This is a genomic window from Flavobacterium sufflavum, from assembly GCF_004016525.1.
Classification (GTDB): domain Bacteria; phylum Bacteroidota; class Bacteroidia; order Flavobacteriales; family Flavobacteriaceae; genus Flavobacterium; species Flavobacterium sufflavum.
This window is the reverse complement of sequence record NZ_SACJ01000001.1, coordinates 458,803-484,324: the sequence shown is the minus strand read 5'-3', so window position 1 is coordinate 484,324 and position 25,522 is coordinate 458,803. Positions and strand designations below refer to the sequence as shown.

Annotated in this window: 14 protein-coding genes; 9 read left to right on the top strand and 5 right to left on the bottom strand. The window is 36.8% G+C overall.

All coding sequences use genetic code 11. The features are described from left to right. The first annotated feature begins 108 nt into the window (after positions 1–108). The 8 genes from EOD40_RS01670 to EOD40_RS01635 all read left to right on the top strand — a co-directional run bounded on the left by EOD40_RS01670 (position 109) and on the right by EOD40_RS01635 (position 18,184). Entirely contained in the window at positions 109–1,674 is a 1,566-nt protein-coding gene (locus EOD40_RS01670) for an MGH1-like glycoside hydrolase domain-containing protein (RefSeq protein ID WP_128193162.1), read from the top strand. Positions 1,675–1,739: 65 nt separating this feature from the next. Further along, a complete protein-coding gene (locus EOD40_RS01665) occupies positions 1,740–4,496 on the top strand; it encodes a glycoside hydrolase family 78 protein (RefSeq protein WP_128193161.1) in 2,757 nt (918 codons plus the stop codon). A gap of 2 nt (positions 4,497–4,498) precedes the next feature. Then, on the top strand, positions 4,499–5,644 hold the full coding sequence (locus EOD40_RS01660; protein ID WP_128193160.1) for a sialidase family protein: 1,146 nt from the start codon (positions 4,499–4,501) through the stop codon (positions 5,642–5,644). A 145-nt stretch (positions 5,645–5,789) separates the two neighbouring features. Then, positions 5,790–6,698, top strand: coding sequence for a sugar phosphate isomerase/epimerase family protein (locus EOD40_RS01655; RefSeq protein WP_128193159.1), 909 nt, complete (start codon positions 5,790–5,792; stop codon positions 6,696–6,698). A gap of 111 nt (positions 6,699–6,809) precedes the next feature. Then, positions 6,810–9,542: an alpha-d-galacturonidase gene (locus EOD40_RS01650; RefSeq protein ID WP_128193158.1), complete on the top strand. Its 2,733-nt coding sequence runs from the start codon at positions 6,810–6,812 to the stop codon at positions 9,540–9,542. A 70-nt stretch (positions 9,543–9,612) separates the two neighbouring features. Then, on the top strand, positions 9,613–13,110 hold the full coding sequence (locus tag EOD40_RS01645) for a malectin domain-containing carbohydrate-binding protein (RefSeq protein ID WP_128193157.1): 3,498 nt from the start codon (positions 9,613–9,615) through the stop codon (positions 13,108–13,110). 94 nt (positions 13,111–13,204) lie between these two features. Continuing rightward, positions 13,205–15,634 (top strand): sugar-binding domain-containing protein, encoded by a 2,430-nt coding sequence (locus tag EOD40_RS01640; protein ID WP_128193156.1) that lies wholly within the window; start codon positions 13,205–13,207, stop codon positions 15,632–15,634. 660 nt (positions 15,635–16,294) lie between these two features. Next, complete coding sequence (locus EOD40_RS01635) at positions 16,295–18,184, top strand: peptidase U32 family protein (protein WP_128193155.1); 1,890 nt, start codon at positions 16,295–16,297, stop codon at positions 18,182–18,184. Positions 18,185–18,380: 196 nt separating this feature from the next. On the opposite strand, the gene EOD40_RS01630 is transcribed toward EOD40_RS01635, so the two are convergent. From EOD40_RS01630 to EOD40_RS01610, 5 genes are all read right to left on the bottom strand, one after another. After that, the gene (locus EOD40_RS01630) at positions 18,381–18,713 is read right to left on the bottom strand and encodes a 2Fe-2S iron-sulfur cluster-binding family protein (RefSeq protein WP_128193154.1); all 333 of its coding nucleotides are present in this window, start codon (positions 18,711–18,713) and stop codon (positions 18,381–18,383) included. Positions 18,714–18,993: 280 nt separating this feature from the next. Continuing rightward, positions 18,994–19,404 carry a BrxA/BrxB family bacilliredoxin gene (locus EOD40_RS01625; RefSeq protein ID WP_128193153.1) on the bottom strand — a complete coding sequence of 137 codons (411 nt, stop codon included), beginning with the start codon at positions 19,402–19,404 and terminating at the stop codon, positions 18,994–18,996. A 112-nt stretch (positions 19,405–19,516) separates the two neighbouring features. Then, positions 19,517–20,662, bottom strand: a complete 1,146-nt coding sequence (locus EOD40_RS01620; RefSeq protein WP_128193152.1) for a lycopene cyclase family protein — start codon at positions 20,660–20,662, stop codon at positions 19,517–19,519. A gap of 35 nt (positions 20,663–20,697) precedes the next feature. Further along, on the bottom strand, positions 20,698–21,162 hold the full coding sequence (locus tag EOD40_RS01615; protein WP_128193151.1) for a thioredoxin family protein: 465 nt from the start codon (positions 21,160–21,162) through the stop codon (positions 20,698–20,700). A gap of 7 nt (positions 21,163–21,169) precedes the next feature. After that, positions 21,170–23,473: a TonB-dependent receptor gene (locus EOD40_RS01610; RefSeq protein WP_128193150.1), complete on the bottom strand. Its 2,304-nt coding sequence runs from the start codon at positions 23,471–23,473 to the stop codon at positions 21,170–21,172. A 108-nt stretch (positions 23,474–23,581) separates the two neighbouring features. Between EOD40_RS01610 and EOD40_RS01605 the strand changes: the two genes are divergently transcribed. Continuing rightward, entirely contained in the window at positions 23,582–25,453 is a 1,872-nt protein-coding gene (locus EOD40_RS01605; RefSeq protein ID WP_128193149.1) for an Nramp family divalent metal transporter, read from the top strand. Positions 25,454–25,522: the final 69 nt, after the last annotated feature.

Genomic DNA, 25,522 nt, shown 5'->3' with positions numbered 1-25,522 from the left:
CCGTAGGGAGGGGTGGAAAAATATAGTGAAAAAACACCCCGGCTTTCAGCCACCCCTCTTAAAAAGAGGGGAATGACAAACGGAAAACTAAATTAAAAGAATAGAACAATGTTACACCAATTTAAATACAAAATAATCGCTTTCGCAGTTTTGATTGCAGCTTTCAGCAGTTGTAAATCGGGTGCTGGCTATTCTCAAAAAAATAAAGCAGCTGTTTTGAAAGCGGCTGATTTTAAGCATTATGTTGATTATTTCAACACCATGGAAGATGAAAATCTGAAATTTGCAGTTCCGAATGACAGTGCCTGGGTTTGGATGAAATCAAATATTCCTTTGTTTGAATGTCCGCAACAAAATTTTGAAGAAATCTATTATTTCCGTTGGTGGTCAGCTCGTAAGCACATTATCAAAACACCACAAGGTTTTGCCATTACGGAGTTTTTGGTGGATCGTTCGTATGCCGATAAATACAATATGATTAGTTCTGCTTTAGGGCATCACATCCAAGAATTCAGATGGGTTCATGATCCAAAATACTTGGAACAGGATATCCATATTTGGTTCAGAGGTAACGAAGGGAAAATGATGAAGAAGTTAAGAACCTTCAGTAGCTGGACTGCCAGTGCTTTATATAACCGTTATTTGGTCAATAAAGATGATAAGTTTTTGTTGGATATGTATCCGGATTTAGTTGCTGAATATGCGGCTTGGGAAGGAGACAGAAAACGTAAAGATGGCTTGTTCTGGCAATTTGATGTAAAAGACGGAATGGAAGAATCCCTGAGCGGAGCCAGAAAATTTAGAAATGCCCGTCCTACAATTAACAGTTATATGTTTGGAAACGCAACGGCTTTGGCTAAAATGGCAAAAATGAAAGGTGATGGCAAAAATGAAAGTTATTTTATTGCAAAAGCGGATACGCTACAAAAATTAGTGGAAACGAAACTGTGGAATTCAAAATCGGAATTTTTTGAAACCTTTACAGAGAAAGATACTTTGGCGCAAGTTCGTGAAGCTATTGGATTTATTCCCTGGTATTTTAATTTGCCACAAAAAGACAAAGGTTTCGAAAAAGCCTGGGAGCAAATTAAGGATGAAAAAGGATTTTCGGCTCCTTTTGGATTGACAACTGCTGAACGAAGAAGTCCGCGTTTTAGAACGCACGGAACAGGAACCTGCGAATGGGATGGAGCGATTTGGCCATTTGCCACTTCACAAACTTTAACGGCCATGGCGAATGTTTTGAATAATTACAGTCAGAATTTCGTTGGCAAAACCGATTATTTCAAACAAATGAATTTGTATGTGGAATCGCAATATTTTCACGGAAGACCGTATTTAGGGGAATATCTGGATGAAACTACTGGTTATTGGTTAATGGGTGAAAGAGAAAGAAGTCGTTATTACAATCACTCGACTTTTAATGATTTGATGATTACAGGATTGATAGGTTTACGACCTAGAGCAGATGAAAAGATAGAAGTAAATCCGTTGATTCCACAGGAAAAATGGGATTGGTTTTGTTTGGATAATGTGTTGTATCACGGTAATATTATCACAATTCTTTGGGATAAAACAGGAGAGAAATACCATAAAGGGAAAGGTTTCAGGATTTTCAAAAACGGAAAAGAGATCGCTGCTTCTGAAAAATTGGAAAAATTAGTATCGGAATAAAAAGAATGGTAAACAGACCCGACAGATTTCAAAAACCTGTCGGGTCTTAATTGCAAATAAAATTTATGAAAAAAATAGTTCTACATACCTTCATCCTCATAGTATCGTTCTGTTTTTCTTTGGCGAAAGCCCAAAACAAAATCAGTGTTACAAACCTGCAATGCGAAATGCTGAACAATCCGGAAGGGATCGATGTGCTTCAGCCGCGATTGAGCTGGCAGATAAAGTCGGATGCTAACGATGTAAAACAAACGGCCTATCAAATTATCGTCGCTTCCACTTTAGAAAACCTGAATGCGAATAAAGCCGATTTATGGGATAGTGGAAAAGTAACAAGTGATGCTTCGGTTAATGTTGTTTATAACGGGAAAAAGTTAAAAGACCGTCAAAATGCATTCTGGAAAGTAACTGTTTTTACTGATAAAGGAGAAGCCAAATCGGCCGAAAACGCTCATTTCAGCATCGGGATTTTAACCTATGCCGACTGGAAATCGACACGTTGGATTGGTTATGAAAAATTGTCGAAAGACGATAGCATTTCTCAGTATTCTAAATTGTCAGCCCGTTATTTTCGAAAAGAAATTGATTTGAAAAAACAAGTCAAAAACGCCAAGGTGTATATCATGGGAATGGGCTTGTACGAGTTGTACATCAACGGAAATAAAATTGGCAACCAAGTCTTAGCTCCCGTTCCAACGGATTATACCAAAAATGTAAAATACAATGTTTTTGATGTGACTTCGCAATTGAAAGAAGGTAAAAACATGTTGGGAACGATTTTAGGAAATGGTCGTTTCTTCGCGATGCGTCAGGATTACAAACCTTATAAAATCAAATCTTTTGGTTTGCCGAAAATGGCTTTGCAATTGTTTGTGGAATATACCGATGGGAGCAGTGAAGTTATCCGAACAGACGATACCTGGAAACTAACTACTGACGGACCGATTTTATCTAACAACGAATATGATGGTGAAGAATACGATGCCCGCAAGGAAATGAAAGGTTGGAACACTATTAATTTTGACGATAAAAACTGGGTAAATGCCAGATATGTGCAGGAACCGGGTGGTTTTTATGAAGCGCAGATGACGCCGAATATGAAAATTAAAGACGAGGTAAAACCAATCTCGATTAAAGCGACTCCAAGAGGAACTTATATTCTAGATATTGGTCAGAACATGGTGGGCTGGCTGCAACTGAAAGTAAAAGGAAAAAGCGGTGACCAAATCACGATGAAATTTGCCGAGTCATTGCAGAAAGATGGTTCGCTGTACATCGCTAATTTACGTGATGCCAAAACCACTGATGTGTATACTTTGAAAGGTGAAGGCGAAGAAATCTGGGAACCACGTTTTATATTTCACGGATTCCGATTTGTAGAAATTTCAGGTTTTCCAGGTAAACCAACAGTGGATAATTTCGTTGGGAAAGTGGTGTATGACGATATCAAAACAACCGGAACTTTCGAATCTTCGGATGCAATAATGAACCAGATTTTCAAAAATGCCTGGTGGGGAATCAGAGGGAATTACAAAGGAATGCCTATTGACTGCCCACAGCGAAATGAGCGCCAGCCTTGGTTAGGTGACAGAACAACGGGAGCTTATGGCGAAAGTTTTCTGTTCGATAATCAAACATTATATGCTAAATGGCTGGATGATATTAAATATTCCCAAACACAGGATGGAGGATTACCGGATGTGGCGCCGGCTTTCTGGCGTTATTATGGTGATAATGTGACTTGGCCGGGAACCTACATTACGGTTGCCGATATGTTGTACCAACAATTTGGCGATGCGGCAGTGGTTAAAAAACAATATCCATATATGAAAAAATGGATGGTTTACATGGAAGAAAATTATCTGCAAAATGATTTAATGGATAAGGATAAATATGGTGATTGGTGCGTTCCACCTGAATCACTGGAATTGATTCGTTCTAAAGATCCTGCCCGTCTAACCGATGGACAATTGTTATCGAGTGCGTTTTATTATGAGCTTTTAATAATTATGAAAAAGTTTGCTGTAATCGCAAATGCCGATGCTGATATTGCACATTATGATGATTTGGCCGTGAGAATCAAAAAAGCTTTCAATGCTAAATTTTTAAATACTGGAAAAAACTACTACGCTAATAATACGGTGACGGCAAATGTATTGCCTTTGGCTTTTGGTTTGGTTCCTGAAAACTTAAAAGACAAAGTATTCCAGAATATGGCTCATGAAGTTGAGGAGACCAAACAAGGACACATCAGCACGGGAGTAATCGGGACGCAATTTTTGATGCGAACATTGACTAACTTCGGAAGAGGTGATTTGGCTTATAAACTGGCTTCGAACAAAACTTATCCAAGTTGGGGCTTTATGGTCGAAAACGGTGCCACAACTATTTGGGAATTATGGAACGGAAATACCGCAGATCCATCAATGAATTCACAAAACCACGTGATGCTTTTGGGTGATTTATTGATTTGGTACTACGAAAATATGGCCGGAATCAAGAGCAATCCTGAAACTCCGGGTTTCAAACAAATTATTATGAAACCTGATTTTAACGCCGGATTGACTTTTGTAAACGCTTCTTACGAATCGATCTACGGAACAATCAAAAGCGACTGGAAGAAAAATAAAAACACTTTAGAATGGAAAATTAGCATTCCGGCTAATACTTCGGCTTTGGTTTATTTACCAACGGTGAATGCTTCGGATGTAAAAGTGAATAAAGGTAAAGTATCGAAAAATTATAAAATAGAAAATAATAAATTGGTTCTTGAATTATCTTCAGGGACTTATCAAATAAATGTAAATAATATAAAACAATAATAATGAAAACCTTAAAGACAAGCCTTCTCGTTTTAACCGTACTACTTTTAGCAAGCTGTAAATCGGCTTTAGAGAAAAAAACCTGGAAAGAAGGAATTTTAGTAGATGAATTTATTTATGAAAAAGCACCTTATCCTTCTTGTCATGCTGTAACCATTGTGGAAGCAACCAACGGAGATTTAGTAACATCTTGGTTTGGAGGAACTGCCGAAAGAAACCCTGATGTTTGTATTTATGTAAGCAGAAAACCTAAAGGCAGCGACAAATGGACCGAAGGAATAAAAGTGGCCGACGGTGTAATGAAAGAAGGACCAAGATTGCCAACCTGGAATCCTGTTTTGTACCAAATACCGGGAGGTGATTTGATGTTGTTTTACAAAATCGGGCCAAAACCATCAGAATGGTGGGGAATGCTAAGAAGATCTTCTGATGGTGGAAAAACCTGGTCGGAAGCTGAAAAAATGCCTAACGGATTCTTAGGGCCTATCAAAAATAAACCGGTATTGTTAAGCAATGGGACTTTATTGTTGCCATCAAGTATCGAAGGTGATGGTTGGAGATTGCGTATGGAATCAACTCCTGATTTTGGTAAAACCTGGGTTATGGGAGATACTTTAGCAAGAGGGAAAAAACAAATCAATGCTATTCAGCCAAGTATTCTTTTCCATAAAGACGGAAGCATTCAGGCAATTGGTAGAACTCGAAACAGAGCTATCTACAGTACATTTTCTAAAGATAACGGAAAAACCTGGTCAGATTTAGAATTAATCGGTTTGCCAAATAACAATTCAGGAACTGATGCGGTTACTTTGAAAAACGGGAAACACCTGTTAGTTTACAATCACGTTTTGCCTCCGGGAACTGAAGCTAAAGGACCAAGAACGCCATTGAATGTCTCTATTTCTAAAGACGGAATTCATTGGAATGCTGCCTTGGTATTGGAAGACTCAAAAATCAGCCAGTATTCTTATCCCTCTATGATTCAAAGTAAAGACGGAATGGTGCATATCGTTTACACTTGGAGAAGAGAAAGACTTAAGTATGTAAAAATTGACCCTAGTAAATTGGTAGCTCTACCAATCAAAAACGGAATCTGGCCTGGACAAGAAGGTAATGAAGTGAAAGCGGTTAAAGCGGAAGAAGAATAATTTGAAAAAATGTTTGCCACAGATTAAAAAAATTAAAAGGATTTTTAAATAGTTTAATTTTCTTATCTGCGTAAATCTGCAAAATCTGCGTGAAAAAAATTAGCATGCAGATTCAGCAGATTTTTAATAGTTATAAAAAAATAATATGGAATCAGGTAATTTTAATAGAAGCTTTATCAAAAATACCGCTATCGTTTTGGCAATCTTTTTAGCAGGAATGTTCGATAGTTGTTTGACTGCGCAGACTTCCAATAAGAAACAGCAATATAAAGTAGCAGTTTGTGATTGGATGATTCTAAAAAGACAAAAGCTGGGTTCGTTTGAATTAGCGAGCCAACTCAAAGCAGACGGAATAGAATTAGACATGGGCGGTTTAGGAAACCGTGAAACTTTTGACAGTAAATTAGCCGATCCTGTTGAGGTGAAAAAATTTAAGGATAAGTCCAAAGAGTTTAATGTTGGGATTTCTTCGATTGCGATGTCCGGTTTTTACGGACAATCATTTGCTAAGCGTGAAACGGTGAAAAGAATGGTTCAGGATTGTATTGATGCGATGAAAACTATGAATGTAAAAGTGGCTTATTTGCCATTGGGAAATCAATGTGATTTGAGAAAAAATCCAGAATTGCGTCCGGTAATAATTGAACGTTTGCAATGGGCAGCAAAACAGGTGGCTAAAATAGGCGGTGTTATCGCTATTGAAACTACATTGGATGCTGCGGCTGAGAAAAAATTATTGAAAGACATTGGGTGTAAACAAATCAAGAGTTCGTTCAATTTTTCGAATGCTATCGAAAATAAAAAAGACATTTCGGAAGAACTTGCAATTTTAGGTAAAAAGAATCTGGCTCAAATTCATGCTTCAAACACCGATGGTTTTTGGTTGCAAAATGACAAGTCCATTAATATGCCTAAAATCAAAGCGACTTTAGATAAGATGAATTGGAAAGGCTGGCTTATTGTTGAGCGTTCCCGTGATACCACAGATGTACATAATGTGAAAGCAAATTATGGTGCTAACGTGGCGTATTTAAAACGCATTTTCCAGAATTAAAAATTAAATGCCACGAAGGCACAAAGTCACAAAGAAAATTTAAGTTCAACGGTTTTATTAACTTCTAAAAACTTTGAGTCTTTGTGGCAAAACAAAAAAAATACAATACAAATGAGATATTTAAGTTTACTTTTTTTATGTTTTTTTGCGTCTTATTTATCGGCGCAAAACATCACTATTGTTCGTGATGCCAATGCAGCCCGAGCGCAATTTGGTGCCGAAAAACTATCAGAAACGGTAATAGCTAAAGGGTTTAAAGTAGTTTTTGCTGATAAAACGCCTAAAAAATCTAAAGACAAGGTTATTGTCATTGGCGAAAAAGGAACCGATTTTTGGAAGCAAAATGCAAAAAATGCTACAATCGATGATAGCAAATTAACGAAGAAAGAAGGTTTTCAAATCAGTACTCAAAACAATATCATTTTCATTGAAGGAACCGATGCTTCAGGTGCTTTGTATGGCACTTTGGAATTGGCAGACCGAATCAAAGAAGAAGGTAAAATTCCGTCAGAAATAAATATTCAGGAAAGTCCCGAAATGGTTTTGAGAGGTGCCTGTATCGGAATGCAAAAACCGGTTTATCTTCCGGGCAGAGACGTTTATGAATATCCTTATACTCCTGAGACTTTTCCTTGGTTTTATGATAAAAAACTTTGGACGAAGTATTTGGATATGATGGTCGAAAACAGAATGAATTCATTGTATTTGTGGAACGGACATCCTTTTGCTTCTTTGGTAAAACTGAAAGATTATCCGTTTGCCGTTGAAGTAAGCGACGAAGATTTCAAAAGGAACGAGGAAATTTATAAATATCTTACCGTAGAAGCCAACAAAAGAGGGATCTGGGTCATTCAGATGTTCTATAATATCATTGTTTCCAAACCATTTGCGGAGCATTATAATATGAAAACACAGGATCGTTCAAGACCAATTACGCCTTTGCTTTCCGATTATACCCGAAAATCAATCGCAGCTTTTATCGAAAAATATCCAAATGTTGGATTACTGGTTTGCCTTGGTGAAGCCATCAATACAATCGATGATGACGTAGAATGGTTTACCAAAACTATTATTCCGGGAGTTCAGGACGGATTAAAAGCATTGGGAAGAACAGATGAACCACCAATTATTTTGCGTTCTCATGATACCGATGGACCTTTGGTAATGGAAAAATCATTGCCGCTGTATAAAAACTTATATACGGAAAGTAAATATACGGGTGAATCGTTGACAACCTATACACCAGGCGGGCCTTGGGGAGAGACTCATAAACAGTTAAGTGCTTTAAAGTCCATTCATATTGAAAACGTTCATATTTTGGCAAATTTGGAACCTTTCCGTTATGGTTCACCTGATTTTATCCAAAAAACAGTTAAAGCAATGCATAGTATTCATGGAGCCAACGCGCTTCATTTATATCCGCAGGCATCGTATTGGGACTGGCCTTATTCAGCTGATAAAACCAAAACGGGTGAACGTTTACTCGAAATGGATCGCGACTGGATTTGGTACAAAGCCTGGGCAAGATATGCTTGGGACAGCAAAAGAGACCGAAATGAAGAGGTTAAATTTTGGGATAAAGATTTAGCAGCTAAATACGGAACAGATACCGAAGCAGCCAACAATATTTTAAAAGCATACGAAGAAACAGGAGAAATCGCGCCAAAAACCTTAAGACGTTTTGGAATCACTGAGGGGAACCGTCAAACTTTATTGTTAGGAATGTTCGAAAGCCAGTTGGTCAATCCGGCTAAATGGAGAGTTTATCCTGGATTCCACGAATCTTGTGGCCCTGCCGGAGAATTACTTTTAGAATATGCTAAAAAAGAGTGGAATCATGAAGTACATTCAGGTGAATTGCCAACACAAATCATCTCGGAAATCACAGAGCACGGAAGATTAGCTGTTGAAGCTATCGATAAAGCAGAAGCTAAAGTAACTAAAGATAAGGAAGAATTCTTGCGTTTGAAAAACGATATGCACGCTTACAAAGCTTTCGCCGATTTCTTTTCAGAAAAGGTAAAAGCCGCCTTATCAGTTTTAAGATACGGTTATTCTAATGACATCGCCGATTTAGATAAGGCTTTGCCGCATTTGGAAAAAAGCATCGAATATTACGAAACTTTAGTTAATTTGACGAAAGACCATTATTGGTATGCCAATAGTATGCAAACTGCGCAACGTCGAATTCCAATTGGAGGAGACGACGGAAACAACAAAACCTGGGCAGAATTATTGCCACATTACGAAAGAGAGTTGGCTAATTTCAAACGAAATTTGGAACTATTAAAAACATCAAAAGATGGTAAAGTTGCAACAAAGCAAGGCAAGCCATGGCAAACTGCCGAGGTAACTTTGTTAAGTGAAAGTAAGGGTAGTTATGCAGTAAAAAATGGAACAAAAGTGTACGGAACTCCAATTTCAGAACTGATAAAAGTAGCTCCGGAATTACAAAATCTAAAAGGGATTGCATTTGATGAAACTTCTCAAAATGAGAACGGAACGCATTTGAAATTCAAAAACAACAAAGCGGTAAAACTGGTTGTGGGTTATTTCAATTCTGACCAAAAAAGATTTTTATTCCCGCCAAGTTTAGAAACTGATGCAGCCGGAAATGCTTACGGTCAGGCCGAAGTAATTTTGGCAAGTGCGATGAATTTGAAAGAATTACCAAGAATCAATATTCATACTTATACCTTTCAACCGGGAGAAAATAAACTGGATTTAGGAAAAGGAAGAGTCTTGATTTTAGGCTTTATCGATGCTAATCAGAAAATAGAAACCCGCGATGTGGGTTATATCGATGCAGGTGAAAAAGCTGCGGTAGACTGGTTGTTTTACTAAGAATAGAATAGTTTTTCTCAACCCCTTCAGGATTTAAAATCCTGAAGGGGTTTGGGCTAAATATATAAAAATGAAGAAAATACTATACATACTATTTTTTATAACTACTTTTTCGTGGGCACAAACGCGTGAAGAAATTTCGTTGAATGCCGATTGGAGAACCACTATGGTGGATTCAAATCCTAAATCGGAACAGGATTTTGCGAAAGATTTAAATGCTGATGCCAATTGGAAAACGGTAAATGTTCCTCATAATTGGGATCAATATGAGGGCTTTCGCCAAATGAAACATGGAAATTTGCACGGAACGGCTTGGTATTCGAAAAATCTGAAAATAGGTAAACAACAAAAAGGAAAAAAACTCTTTCTGTTTTTTGAAGGAGTGAACAGTTATGCCACGGTTTGGGTAAATGGAAAGGAAGTAGGACAGCACAAAGGCGGCCGAACGACTTTTACTTTGGACATTAGCGATGCTGTAAAATATGATTCCAATAATAAAATCGTGGTCAAAGCGGCTCATCCTGCTTTTATTGCCGATTTGCCTTGGGTTTGTGGCGGTTGTTCCGGCGAATGGGGATTTTCAGAAGGTTCACAACCGATGGGGATTTTCAGACCTGTGACTTTAGTCATTACAAATGAGGTTCGGGTAACTCCTTTTGGAGTTCATATCTGGAATGACAAATCGACTTCCAAAGAAAAGGCTGTTTTGCATACCACAACTGAAATTCAGAATTACAGTCAATTCGATAGAAATATTACGGTGATTAGTTCTCTTTTGGATAAAAATGGAAAGGAAGTAGGTTCGGCTAAGAATACTGTTTTGCTTTCGAAAGAAACCAAGGAGATTCAGCAAACCTTGCCTGAAATCAAAAATCCAAATTTATGGTCACCGGAAAGTCCGTATTTGTACAGCCTTTCGACAACTATTTTAGAAAAAAATAAAGTTCTCGATAAAATTACAACTCCTTACGGAATTCGTTGGGTTTCCTGGCCTGTTGATAGAGCGGGTGATGATAAACGATTTTTTATCAATGATAAGCCGGTATTTATCAATGGAACTTGCGAATATGAACACCAATTAGGGCAAAGTCACGCTTTTTCGGATACCCAAATAAAAGCCAGAATCGAACAAATAAAAGCAGCCGGATTCAACTCTTTCAGAGAAGCGCACCAACCGCACAATCTAAAATACCAGAAACTTTTAGATGAAAGTGGGATTTTGTTTTGGAGTCAGTTTTCGGCTCACGTTTGGTATGATACGCCTGAGTTTAAAGCTAATTTTAAAACTTTATTACGCGAATGGATTAAAGAACGTCGCAACAATCCATCGGTAGTGTTGTGGGGATTGCAAAATGAAAGTACCATTCCAAAGGAATTTGCCGAAGAATGTACCCAAATTATCCGCGAAATGGATCCAACCGCTTCATCGCAGCGTAAAGTTACTACTTGTAACGGCGGTGAAGGAACCGACTGGAATGTGGTGCAAAACTGGTCAGGAACTTACGGTGGAAATCCGTTTAATTATCATGTGGAACTTTCAGAACAATTGCTGAATGGGGAATATGGTGCCTGGCGTTCGCAGGATTTGCATACCGAAGGCGAATTTGACCAAAAAGGGATTTTGAGTGAAAACCGTTTTTCACAGTTAATGGAAATTAAAGTTCGCGAAGCCGAATCGGTGAAGGATAAGGTGGCGGGACAATTCAACTGGTTGTTCAGTTCGCATGAAAATCCGGGACGAGAACAAAATGGCGAAGGGTTTAGAGCCATTGATCAGGTTGGACCAGTTAATTACAAAGGACTTTTTAGCATTTGGGGCGAGCCTCTGGATGCGTATTATATGTACCGAGCCAATTATGCGTTGAACAAAACGAATCCGATGGTTTATATTGTTTCGCACACCTGGCCGAATCGTTGGGAATCTACCGGAATCAAAAACGGAATCGATGTGTATTCTAATTGTGATGAAGTGGAATTGTTCAATGATGTCAACAATCAATCTTTGGGGAAATTAAAAAACCCGGGAAGAGGACAGCATTTTCAATGGAATAATGTCAATATTGCTTACAATGTGTTGTACGCTGTGGGCTATGTGAATGGTAAAAAAGTGGCTCAGGACTATATTGTTTTGAATAATTTGCCTGAAGCGCCTCATTTGAAATCATTAAATTCAAAAGAAGAAGTCATTTCGTTAAAAGCCAATTACAATTACATCTATCGTGTAAATTGTGGTGGGCCTGATTTCAAAGATAATGCAGGAAATCAATGGTTAGCCGATGTGCATAAAACTCAGGCTAATACATGGGGTTCTTTGTCCTGGGCGGATGAATTTAAAAATGTACCTGCTTATTTTGCGAGTCAGCGCGCTACTTTTGACCTTGTTGACGGAACTCAAAATGATGCCTTATTCCAGAATTTCCGTTACGGAATGGATAAATTAAAATATGAATTTCCTGTTCCTGATGGCGAATATTTGGTCGAATTGTATTTTTCAGAACCTTGGTATGGTACCGGTGGCGGACTGAATTGCAAAGATTGGCGCGTTTTTGATGTGGCGATTAATGGTAATGTAGTGCTGAAAGACTTTGATATTTGGAATGAAGTTGGTTTTTCTAAAGCGGTGAAAAAAACATTCACGGTGAAAAGCAAAAACGGTCAGTTAGTGATTTCTTTTCCAAAAGTGACTTCGGGAGAAGGAATTATTTCGGCGATTGCAATTGCTACCAAAGACAAATCGGTGAAAGCGGCTGCGTCTTCGCCAAAGAATATTGTGGATGTTAAGGCCAATGTATCATTTGAAGTAGGTTCCTGGTTGAACCTCAATTCGAAACAATATTTAAATTCGGATGTGTCGTTTACGCAATTACCTGCTAATTTGTACGCCGCCGATTATATTCAATTTTCGAATGAAAATAATCTTACGGGGTCTTTTGTTTCGAAAGAAGATGCTACGGTTTCGGTATTGGTAGATTCGAATAGCAAAACAACCTTGCCTTGGCTTGCTGATTACAAAAAATCGGAAGCAACGGCTAAAAATAGCATAGGGGTTACTTTTGCTGTTTTCGAAAAAGAATTGAAAAAAGGCGAAAAAATATTCTTTGGTAATAAAGGAGATGCTACTTCAAAGTTTACTATTGTTGTTGTTCCCACTTCGGATATGGGGAAAAATAAGGACGACAGACCTTCGTTGAAACTGGAAGCCGAAGTTGCTAAAATTACCGGCGACGGAATTGTAAAAGGCAATTTCAAGAGCAGTGATTATGTCGAATTTACCAAAAGCACCCCAAACAGTATCGAATTTGAAGTGAATCCGGGTGTTGCCAATGTCTATTTGATGCGTTTCAGATACATGAATATGAACGCCGAACCGATAAAAGTAAAGTTGGTTATCGAGGATGCTTACGGCATTTTATTGCGAAATGACAACATCGAATTTCCTGCTCCAACCGAAAAATGGAAGCTTTTAAATACCACTTCGGGAGGTTATATCAATGCTGGAAAATATAAAATCCGAATCGAATCGGATAATATGAAAGGATTGCGTTTGGAATCTTTTGAGTTTCAATAAAGTCATTGCGAGGAACGAAGCAATCTCATAACGTGAGCAACTACTGTGATTGCTTCGTTCCTCGCAATGACATACAACATAAAAAAATAAGTTTATGAATAAAAACATTTTACAAAAATTCAGGATAGCAATCGTAATGTTGCTTTCGGTCGCTTCTATATCAGCGCAAAAAAAATCCAGAATCGTTGAAGATTTCAATAGAAACTGGAATTTTAAATTGGGAGATTACCCAACTGCTATTCAGTCTGATTTCAATGCATCCGATTGGAGAACTTTGCAATTGCCACACGATTGGAGTATCGAAGGGACTTTTGATAAAGACAGCAAAACCAAACAGGCTCAAGGATTTTTGCCGGCGGGAAAAGGATGGTATCGTAAAGTTTTTACGGTTTCTTCAAAATGGAAAAACAAAGTCGTTTCAATAGAATTTGACGGAGTTTTCAAGAATAGTGAAGTGTTTATTAACGGACATTCGTTAGGAATGCGTCCGAATGGTTATATTTCTTTTGCTTATGATTTGTCGCCTTATTTGCATTTTGGAAAACAAAAAAATATCATTGCCGTAAAAGTAGATAATGATGCACAGCCTAATTCCAGATGGTACACCGGTTCCGGAATTTATAGAAATGTACGCTTGGTGGCTGCCGAAAAACTGCATGTGGCACAATGGGGAACTTATGTAACTACACCGGAAGTTTCAAAGGAAAAAGCTACAGTAGATTTTAAAGTTAGCATTCAAAATGATGCCGATTTGCCAAAGGAATTTAAAGTGGTAACGAATATTTTGGATGCTAATAATCGTTCGGTGGCGCAGTTGGAATCTACTGAAAAAATTGGAGCGAATAGTAATTTGGAAAAAGGGCAGCATTTTATAGTTAATAATCCAAAATTATGGGATACTAAGAATCCAAATATGTACAAGGTGGTGACAAAAATCTATGAAAAATCGACTTTGGTAGATGAATATGAAACCCCACTTGGATTCCGCTATTTTGCTTTTGATGCCGAAAAAGGTTTTTCTTTAAATGGTGTTCTAACGAAAATTTATGGTGTTTGCCTACATCATGATAATGGCGCTTTAGGAGCTGTGGCTAATTTTCATGCGATTAAAAGAAAATTAACCATCATGAAAGAAATGGGTGTGAATGCGATTCGAACTTCACATAATCCCCCTTCTTTAGAGTTGTTGCAACTGTGTGACGAAATGGGGCTTATTGTGCAGGATGAGGTTTTTGATGTTTGGAAAAAGAAAAAAGTAACTAACGATTATCATAAATATTGGGACGAATGGCACAAACGCGATTTGGAAGATTTTATTAAACGCGACCGCAATCATCCATCGGTAATGATGTGGAGTATTGGAAACGAAATCCGTGAGCAATTTGACAGCACCGGTGTTCGTATTACCAGGGAATTGGCACAAATTGTAAAATCTTTAGACAAAACCAGACCGGTAACTTCGGCTTTGACTGAGAATGTACCGGAGAAGAATTTTATCTATCAGTCGGGTGCTTTAGACCTTTTAGGATTTAATTACAAACATGCCGATTATCCAACTTTCCCAACGCGTTTTAAAGGACAAAAAATCATCGCTTCTGAGAGTGTTTCAGCTTATGAAACCCGTGGACGCTATGATATGCCAACGGATAGTATTCGATTCTGGCCTAAAAAATATGGTGAAACTTTTGATGGCAATCCTGATCTGACGGTAACTGCTTTTGATAATATCGCTTCTTATTGGGGAACTACGCATGAGGAAAACTGGAAAGCGGCAAAAAAATATGATTTTATAGCAGGAACCTTTGTTTGGACCGGTTTTGATTACATTGGAGAACCTGATCCGTATCCGTATCCTGCCCGTAGTTCGTATTTTGGGATTGTAGATTTGGCAGGTTTTCCTAAAGATGTGTATTATATGTACCAAAGCGAATGGAGCGATAAAACGGTCTTGCATTTGTTGCCACATTGGAACTGGAAAGCGGGACAGTTAATTGATGTTTGGGCGTATTACAACAATGCCGATGAAGTGGAATTGTTTCTCAACGGAAAATCTTTAGGTTCGAAAGTCAAAAAAGGAGACGAATTGCATGTTGCCTGGAAAGTGCCTTTTGAAGCAGGAACGCTGAAAGCAGTTTCCAGAAAAGATGGAAAAATAGTGAAGGAAACTGAAATTCATACTGCCGGCGAAGCAGCTAAAATTGATTTGAAGTCGGATAAAAAGAGCATTAAAAATGATGGTTACGATTTGGCTTACGTAACAGTTTCTTTGCAGGACAAAGACGGAAATCCACTTCCTACAGCCGATAATCTAATTAATTTTAAAGTTACAGGTGGTGCTAAAATTGTTGGGGTAGACAATGGTTACCAAGCCAGTTTAGAACCTTTTAAAGCCAATTATCGCAAATTGTACAACGGAAAATGCTTGGTGATTTTGCAATCAAATAAAAAAGCAGAAAATATAACTCTTGAAGCGACTACAGCAGGGAATATTAGCTTAGGTACTGTGAGTATTAAAGTAGAATAATTTTTTAGAGATATTTAGTTTTTAAAAGCACGGATTTTATTCGTGCTTTTTTGTTTCTATTTTTTAAAAAGTAATATTGTTATTTGGGCTATTGAAATCATTATAAACAAAATTAATGGTACGCTTTTTTTAATAGCCTTTTGATTAAAATTAAACTTTAGATTTAATTCTTCAATCATGAAATGAAAGAAAGTTAGAATGACATTTAATAAAAAGTAATTAATAAATACACTTAAGCTTAGAGATAAAAGCATTATGTAAGTGTCTTTAGAAGTTAAATGTGTTGAAATAAAGAAATATTTATAAATTTTTGATATTAAAATAATTGAAATTATAAATAACACTATGTTCTTTAATTTTAAAAAACTAAAACGATCACTTTGTAATAATTTGAAAATTATAAAGTTGAAGATTGAAAAAAATATAATATTAAAATAAAGCATTTTATTTTGTTTTCGGTTTAGATTTAAACAAATATAGTTAAATCAGTAGAAAATGATATTTTATAAAATAGAATAAGAATAAGCTTTTTAAAATTTTATAAGCGTCTCTATTTCAGTTAATTTAAATCTTAATTCCGTTAAAACCCTGCTTTTTTGAGAAGTATTTTATACTTTTGCACTCTGATTCCAGAAAATTTGGAATTATAGCAATGATAATATGAAAAAGAAAGTAGAAATTCTTGCTCCGGCTAAAAATTTGGTTCAGGGAATTGCGGCTATCAATGCGGGTGCAGATGCTGTATATATTGGAGCACCGCTTTTTGGAGCGCGTACGAATGCAACTAATTCAGTTGAGGATATTGCCGAAATGGTCAAGTATGCTCATCTCTTTAAGGCGCAGGTTTTTGTGGTGATCAATACCATTTTGTACGACAACGAATTAGATGCTTGTAAAAAATTAATCTATCAATTATACGATATTGGTGTCGATGCGCTTATTGTGCAGGATATGGCGATTATGGAAATGGATTTGCCGCCAATCGTTATTCACGCGAGTACGCAAGCGAATAATCGTGAACCAAAACACGTAAAATTCCTGAAAGATGTAGGGATGCAACGCGTGGTTCTAGCCAGAGAGTTGAATTTAGACCAGGTGAGAGACATTGCCGCAGCAACTGATGTAGAATTAGAATTCTTCGTTTCCGGTGCGCTTTGCGTGTCTTTTAGCGGGAATTGTTACATGAGTATTGCTGGTGGAGAACGTAGCGCAAATCGTGGTTCTTGTGCGCAAAACTGCCGCTTGCCGTACAATTTAATTGATGGAAACGGAACGACTTTATTGACCGAAAGTCATTTGCTTTCGATAAAAGATTTGGATTTAAGTGACCAATTGCCCAATTTGATTGAGGCAGGAATTACTTCGTTTAAAATAGAAGGTCGTTTAAAAGACATTGTTTACGTAAAAAATAATACTTCGTTTTTAAGAAAGAAACTAGATGCTTTTTTAGAAAATAATGATAGTTTTCAAAAAGCATCATCGGGAAGAACTTTCTATAATTTCGAACCGGAAATGGACAGAAGTTTTAATAGAGGTTACACCGATTATTTTGTAAACCAACGTAAGGAAAAAATTGGAAACTGGGAAAGTCCAAAATCACAAGGGCAGTACATTGGTAAAGTAACTGAAATCAAAGCCAATGGTTATGTGATTGAAAATCATGATAAGCTAAATAATGGTGATGGTTTGTTTTTTATCAATGAAGAAGGAATTGCCGATGGAGTCCAAATCAACATTATCGTGAATGATATTGTGGTGCCTAATACCTTTAAAAATATTGCTGTAGGAACAGTTATTTATCGAAATTCGGATGCAGAATTTAATCGAATTGTAGAAAAAGAAAACGCTGCAGTTAGAAAAATTGGAGTAAGTCTGCGTTTTTCTGAAACGGAAGAAGGTTTCCAATTGACTGTTACCGATGAAGACGGACACCGAAGTGTATCGAATTTGGTTACTGAAAAAGAACTGGCAAAAAGCGAAGAATCAGTAATCTCGAATATCAAAAAGAACTTAGTTAAAACAGGAAATACGCCTTTTATAGTTGACGATATTGAAGTAGAATTTACTAAGAATTGGTTTTTGCCGATTTCGAAAGTGAATGAAGTAAGAAGAATTGCTTTGGAACAATTGATTGATATTCGAATTAACGAATACCACAGGGAAGAATTCCAAATCACCAAATCGGATATTCCTTATCCAACCGAAAAATTAGATTTTACTTTTAATGTTTCGAATAAATTAGCGAGAGCTTTTTACAAAAGACACGGTGTAACCGAGATTGAAAAAGCATTCGAATTGCAATGGGATCCCGGAAAAGCCCGTGTGATGACAACCAAATATTGCGTGAAATATGAGTTGGGTAAATGTGCCCGTTTCCAGCGTGAAACTATGGGAGAAAAAGTGAAAGAACCGCTAACCTTAAAACACGATGAAACGGAATACAAATTGAAATTCAACTGTAAGCCTTGCGAGATGGAAATTTGGGAAAAAGATGCCGAATTTGAAATCATCGACCAGGATGAGCAATTGGATTATGTGAAAAGAAGATAAGTTTTGATTGAATAAATAGAGAAAGCTGCAACAGATGTTGTGGCTTTTTTTATTGCTTAACCACAAAGGTCACAAAGAATACACAAAGGTCTCTAAGAAAATTTTTAGAAACCATTAAGTTTAGTTAAGAATGCTTTGTGAACTTAGCGTAAAAACTTAGTGTGCTTTGTGGTTAAAAAAGCATAGATTCAGTAGGTTATATTTCTAAAATAGTAATCTCAGCTCCATCTAAATCAGGGGTGATATAGATTTGACACGAAAGACGTGTAGCTTCGTCAGAATGGCCTAGTTTCTCTAAAGTGGTGGGTTCGTTTCGTTCTTTGATTGCAGCAGCACCTGTAAGTCCTTTTGTTGTTATAACGCAAGTGGCACATCGGCCTACGCCGCCACATTCGCCAAAACTTTCCAACTGTAATTCTTCCTTAAGTAAATACATCAGATTGGGATAGCTGCCATGACGCGTTGAAATCGGGATTTGTGTTCCGTTTTCAATAACTGTGAAGGTGATGTTTTTGAGTTCTTTTTCCAAAGTTTTTCATTTTTTTTAACTACAAAGGGCACTAAGTTTTTACGCTAAGTTCACAAAGTTTTTTTAATAAACCATTAAGGCAATTAAGTTTAGTTAAGAGTTCTTTTTCGTTTGTGTGGACTTAGCGGTTATAATTAGATTCTAAATTTTCTTAAATTTCTTAATGGTTTAAAAAAAAACGCAAACTCACAGATTATAAAATTTGCGAATTTGCGGTAATTATTTTTGTGTTCTTTGTGTAAAAACTTGGTGAACTTTGTGGTTCAGCCTTAGTTAAGTCTTAACAATATTCGTTGTAAGCATCTTGTAAGTTCTCAGCGATCATTTCAGCTGGACGACCTTCAATGTGGTGACGCTCTAACATGTGAACCAATTCTCCGTTTTTGAACAAAGCCATAGATGGCGATGATGGAGGGAAAGGAAACATGTGTTGTCTTGCAGCATCTACTGCTTCTTTGTCAACTCCTGCAAAAACAGTGATTAAATGATCTGGTTTTTTAGCACCTTCTAAACTCAATTTTGCTCCCGGACGTGCGTTTCTTGCAGCACAACCACAAACAGAGTTTACAACAACTAATGTTGTTCCTTCGGCTTTGATAGCATTTTCTACGTCTTGAGCACTATGTAAATCTTGAAAACCAGCTGTAGTTAATTCAGCTTGCATTGGAGTTACCATTTCTTGTGGATACATATCTTTTGTATTTTAATTTGTAATTTTTGAATAGGCAAAGTTACGAAGAATCTATCGAACTCTATGACTTGGATTATAAAGTTTTGTTATAGTTTGATAGTCATTTTCGAAATTATAAATAGCGTCCTGATTTTAATAATGCTTTTATAAAAAGCTTTTTAGGACATTTTAGGATTACTTTGATATCTTCGATTATTGAAGTTTCTTCGTCCAGAAATTTAAAAATCAAAGCAGGATTTCTATTTTTGAACATCGAAGAAAAAATCCGGGAACCCAATTGGTTTTGTCGGTGCAGAATATCCAATAAAAGCAAGTCGTAAAACCAAAACCTGCTTTTGCGGTGGAATTTTCTAAGGTCGGTTTCCTTTTGAAGAAAGCTAACTAATCGAGTTGAATGTTTGTCAGTATTTTTAAAAGTATAACCCGTGCTGGCTTTTGTCCATCCTCCGGCAGTGCCAATATTCAGGACTTTTTTGGTGTTTTTTTTCCAAAATGGATAGCAAGTCATCGGAATGCTGCCTTGTTCTTTTTCGATAATTTCGAAGTTTTGAATGCCTAGTTTCTGAATGTAATTTTCAATTTCGGTTTCGTATTCCTCTTTCTCCAAAAGTTCAGCAGAGAAAAGCGTATATTCTATCAGGGCTTCGTTTTCAGAAATTGGCAGTACATAGATGAATCGCGTATTGCCTTTTTGGGCAACGGAAAAATCCATAAAAGTAGCTTGCTCCAGATTGAAAATGGCTTCGGCTGTTTTTATACTCCAACCAATAAAATGCTGTTGCAAAATCGGAAATTTCGTTTGTCCGGTAACAGCAGCTTTATTGAAAATACTATTAAAAACCTGGTCACAAGTAAACGAATTGTTCTCGGTAGCTACATAAACGTGATTTTCCAGTTCGTTGATGTTGGTTACCTTTTCATTTAAAAAAGTGATGTTTCCTTCTTTCGAAAGGGATTCGAAAACAAAATTGTAAAAATCCAATCCTTGAATTTTACAGTATTGATAAGGTTGTAATTCTAAATTTCGATTAAAATCGGCATTGGCAAACAAAGCCGAATTCCATTTTTTTGAAATGATGGAATCCCAAATGGTTTTTTCTTTTTCCCAAAAACACCAGGTTCTGTCATTTGTTTTTTTTGGATTCTCATCCAATAACAAAATGCTTTTGTTATTATATTTTCCGGATTGTGCCATTTTATAGACCGTCATTAAAGTGGCCAGACCTGTTCCGGTAAAAATATAGTTGTAGTGTTTCATATTGGTTTAGGAAGATGCTTTCCAAAAGTAACCAATTATTTTATTTTCTCAAGAATTTCAAGTAAGTCTTGGGCTTTTAGGTAGGAAGCTTGCTGGAATACAATGGAATAATCCGAATCTAAAATAGTCAATGTGGGATAACTGACCTGATTGTTGTTGGTGGCTAATGCTGTGGCGAGTTCGTGAATGCCGGTATTGGTTCCGGTGGGTTGGTATTGAAAAGTATGTTTGTTGAATCGAATGTCTTTTTTGTCCTCAGCGTCCAATGCGATGAAATAAAAAGAGTCGTTTAATTTGTTGCTGATTTCGACATTTTTAAAAGTCGAATTTTCCATCATTTTGCAGAATTTGCACCAGGAAGTATGGGTGAAAACGACAAAGGGTTTTGGGTTTTTTACGGCTAATTGCTCGGCTTCTTCAAACGAATAGGTTTTCAATTGGGCAAAACCGGATGGAATCGCCCAAAAGAAAATCAATAATATGAATAACCTTTTTTTCATTTTTTTATTATTTCAAAGTATAGCGCAATCCGAAAAAGCTACGAATGCCCTGGTTTGGTCCATAAACATAACCGGGATCGAAAGTCAACGCATAAGGATTATCTGCGGTGTCGACTACCTGATCTTTTGGAACAAAATTCCCTTGTTGACCATAATTACTGGTGTCGTTAGTATTGCCATTAGAAATTTTTACATTTTTATCAAAAGGATCGTTGGCACGGGCAATGATAAACGGATTTCCTTTGTTAGGTGTCCAGTTCAATAGGTTTTTTACACCAGCATAGATTTCGATGTTTTTAAACTTGTTGAAGGTAAATTGGATGTTCTGGATACTCCATGTTGGGGAATAAGGTTTTCTCGGGTCTAAATCACCCAACAGCGGTAAACGCATAGGACCATAAAGATTTCCGGTATAGTCAACATCAAGAAATAATTTATTGATGCGATAAGAAATAGCCCAGGTACCTGTGAATTTTTCTGTTAACATTTGACGGGTTTTAAATCCGTTTTCGGTTTTGGTGACATCCATATAAGTTGCTCCCAGAATCAATTTTAAACCAGAGTTGAAAACCATGTCTATATTGGTGCTGATTCCTTTGGTAACAGCGTATCCATCCAGGTTTTTGTAGATAATCTGATTCGGATTGGTGTCATAATCCGGTATAATCGAATTGGAAAAATAAGTGTACCAGGCTGTTGTTTCGAGTCCGATGAAGTTGCCGTTTTTGGTAAATATTTTTTTCAAATAATTCAAATTGGCGTTATAAGAACGTTCCGGTTTTAATGCTTCTAATACGATTACATCACGCGAACCGGTCAATGCGGCGTGTTCTTCGGTAAACAGGTTGACAATCCTGAAACCGGTTCCTGTATTGAATCGCAGAATATTATTGTCGTTGATTTTCCATTTATAAGCCAGTCTTGGTGTGAAAATATTACCGTGATTTTTGTTATAATCATAGCGTGCACCCAGAAGAAGTTTGTGGTTTTCATGCAATGTTATTTCGTCCTGAACAAACAAACTCGGAATCCAATTGATGTCTTCTGTTATCGTAGCAGGTGTATTGTCATCATAATATTGGTAACGTATAGCCGTGCCAAAAAGCAAATCATGTTGACCTATGTTTTTGTCCAAAGTCAATTGTCCGAAACCAATGCGTTGTTTTGCCAGATACGGAATGTCTCCATATACCGAGTTTTGGTCGTGGTCAGTGTAAGAGAAAGAGAATAGCATTTTTTCTTTTACAGGCAATTCATAAGCCCCTAATAATTCCCAACGTTTGGTGTAAATACTTTCACCGTAAACGTCACTTCCGCCACGGTATTTTTTCTCCCATTGCATTTCTCCACCCCATCGGTCTTCATAGAAAAAACGTCCGGCCATCGAAAGCAGTTTGTTACTTTTTCGATTGAAATTCCATTTTTGGAAAACAGAAATACGATCTGATAAAGTAACATCGGTGAAATTGTCATTGTTGTTATCAATAGGGTTGCTGTAATTGAAATAATTTATTCCGGTTAATACGGATGCTGTTTTGCTAACGTTTCCTTTAAAGCCTAAATCGAGATTCATTTCACCCCAACTGGTAGCAAATGCATCTGCTGAGAAAACAGGTGCGGTTTTTGGGTTTTTAGTGATAATATTAATTAAGCCACCCACAGCCTCACTTCCATAAAGTGAAGAAGCCGGTCCTTTCACAATTTCTATTCGTTCTAACAAAGAATTAGGGATTCCAGATAATCCATAAACTGTCGAAAGTCCGCTTACAATAGGCATTCCGTCAATTAAAACCAGAGTGTAAGGCCCTTCCAATCCGTTAATGTGAATGTCTCCTGTGTTGCAGATATTGCAGTTCAATTGTGGTCGTACACCATTGACGTTTTGTAAAGCATCAAAAATATTGGCTGTTGGGTTTTTCTTGAAGAAAGTAGGTTTGTAAACTTCTACGGGTACCGGACTTTCCAGACGACTAACCGCTTTCAGTGTTCCTGTTACCACCACTTCGTCCAGTGTATTGTTTTCTTTTAGATTAAAATCAATCATAACTTCAGTGCTGTCAGTTACCTTAATTTTTTTGGTTTCGGATTTATAACCGATATATGAAGCGATAATGTCATACTCGCCTAAGGCAATGTTTTTTAAAGTATAAGTCCCCTCAGCATCACTTGTGGTTGATTTGTTTGTCTTTTTTAAGCTAATGTTTGCCAGTTGCAATGGAGTTCCACGAGACATAATCTTCCCTTTGATACTCGTTTGAGCAATTAAAAGAGTAGGTAGAAGAAAAGAAAAAGATAAAATTAGATTTTTCACAATTATAATTTAGCTTATATTTAAATATAAATTTAGGCAAATCTAAAAATAATATTTCAACAAACAAAAAAATATAATTATATTTGCCTCAGTCAGTTAGAATATACAATGGGAAAATCACTTGAAGAAGTTCATCAGTCGGTTTCGACACAGAATCAAAAATCCGTTTTTAAAAAAATATTAGCCTTTTTTGGACCTGCCTATTTAGTAAGTGTGGGGTATATGGATCCGGGAAACTGGGCGACCGATATTGCTGGAGGAAGCCAGTTTGGTTATTCTTTGCTATGGGTATTGCTAATGAGTAATTTAATGGCTTTGCTTTTACAAAGTTTAAGCGCGCGACTGGGAATTGTTACCCAACGCGACTTGGCACAAGCATCCAGAGAAACATATTCTCCTGTTATTAATTATATTCTATATTTTTTGGCAGAGATTGCTATTGCAGCTTGTGATTTGGCTGAAGTTTTAGGGATGGCAATAGGGATTAATCTGTTATTTGATATTCCACTTATTGAAGGGGTTCTGATTACGGTTTTGGATACTTTTTTATTGCTTTTTTTAATCAATAAAGGCATCCGAAAAATGGAAGCTTTTATTATTGTACTAGTTGCTATTATTGGTTTTTCTTTTGTTTTCGAAATGATTTTTGCACAACCGGAAATAGATAAAGTGGTTTATGGTTTAATTCCTTCTATACCAAGCGAAGCTGCTTTATACATTGCTATCGGTATTATTGGAGCAACGGTGATGCCGCATAATTTGTATTTGCATTCGTCATTGGTACAAACCAGAAATTTTGACAGAACAACTGCTGGAATTAAGCAAGCTTTGAAATATAATTTTATCGATTCGACCATAGCTTTAAACTTAGCTTTCTTTGTAAACGCTGCTATTTTAATTTTGGCAGCAGCCACATTTTATAGAAATGGAATGTTTGAAGTTGCCGAAATTCAGGATGCACATAAGTTTTTAGAGCCGCTTTTAGGAACCAAATGGGCACCTGTTTTGTTTGCCGTAGCCTTAATTGCGGCAGGACAAAGTTCAACAGTAACTGGAACTTTAGCAGGACAAATTGTGATGGAAGGTTATTTGAATCTAAGAATTCAACCTTGGGTTCGAAGAATCATTACCCGATTAATTGCGATTGTGCCTGCGGTAATTGTCATTTTAATTTATGGCGAAAGTGTAACAGGAAAATTATTGATTTTGAGTCAGGTAATTTTGAGTTTACAGCTGGGTTTTGCTATTATTCCGTTGATTCATTTTGTGAGTGATAAATCGAGAATGAAAGGATTTCACATTGGTAAAATAACCCAAATAGCTTCCTGGATTATTGCTTCCATTATTGTTTCATTGAATGCCAAATTAGTTTACAACGAAATTGATGGATGGCTTGAAACTTCTGAAAACCCAATTGTACTGTGGCTTACGGTAGTTCCTTTGGCCTTTGGTTTCTTGGGATTATTGCTTTATATTATTTTTAAACCTTTTATTACCAAATCAAAAATTGCCATTCAAAATCACTCACCACATCATTTGAAATTGCATTTTTCTGAAGCAGAAAGTTATACTAAAAAGAATATAGCTGTTTCGGTAGATTTTTCTTCGGCTGATGAAATTGCTTTGAATAGTGCTTTCGAATTGGGAGGAAAGGAAGCAAATTACACTTTAATTCATGTGGTAGAAACCGTGGGCGCAATGGTTTATGGTGAAAATATTGACGATCATGAAACCATAGTTGATGAAAAATTATTGAAAGAATATCAGGTAATGCTTTCACAAAAAGGTTTTAAAGTGGAAATCCAATTGGGTTTTGGTAAACCAAACAAAGTAATTCCTAAGATTGTAAATGAGGCTGAATTTGATATTTTGGTTATGGGAACTCACGGACATACGGGCTTTAAAGATTTAATTTTTGGTACTACAGTAGACGATTTGCGTCATAAAATTTCGATACCTTTGTTGATTGTTAAAAAATAGTTGCTGAGGTATTAAGTTTCTGAGGTTTTTCCTTTGATGCTTTTGACCTTAGAACCTTAGAACCTTTCA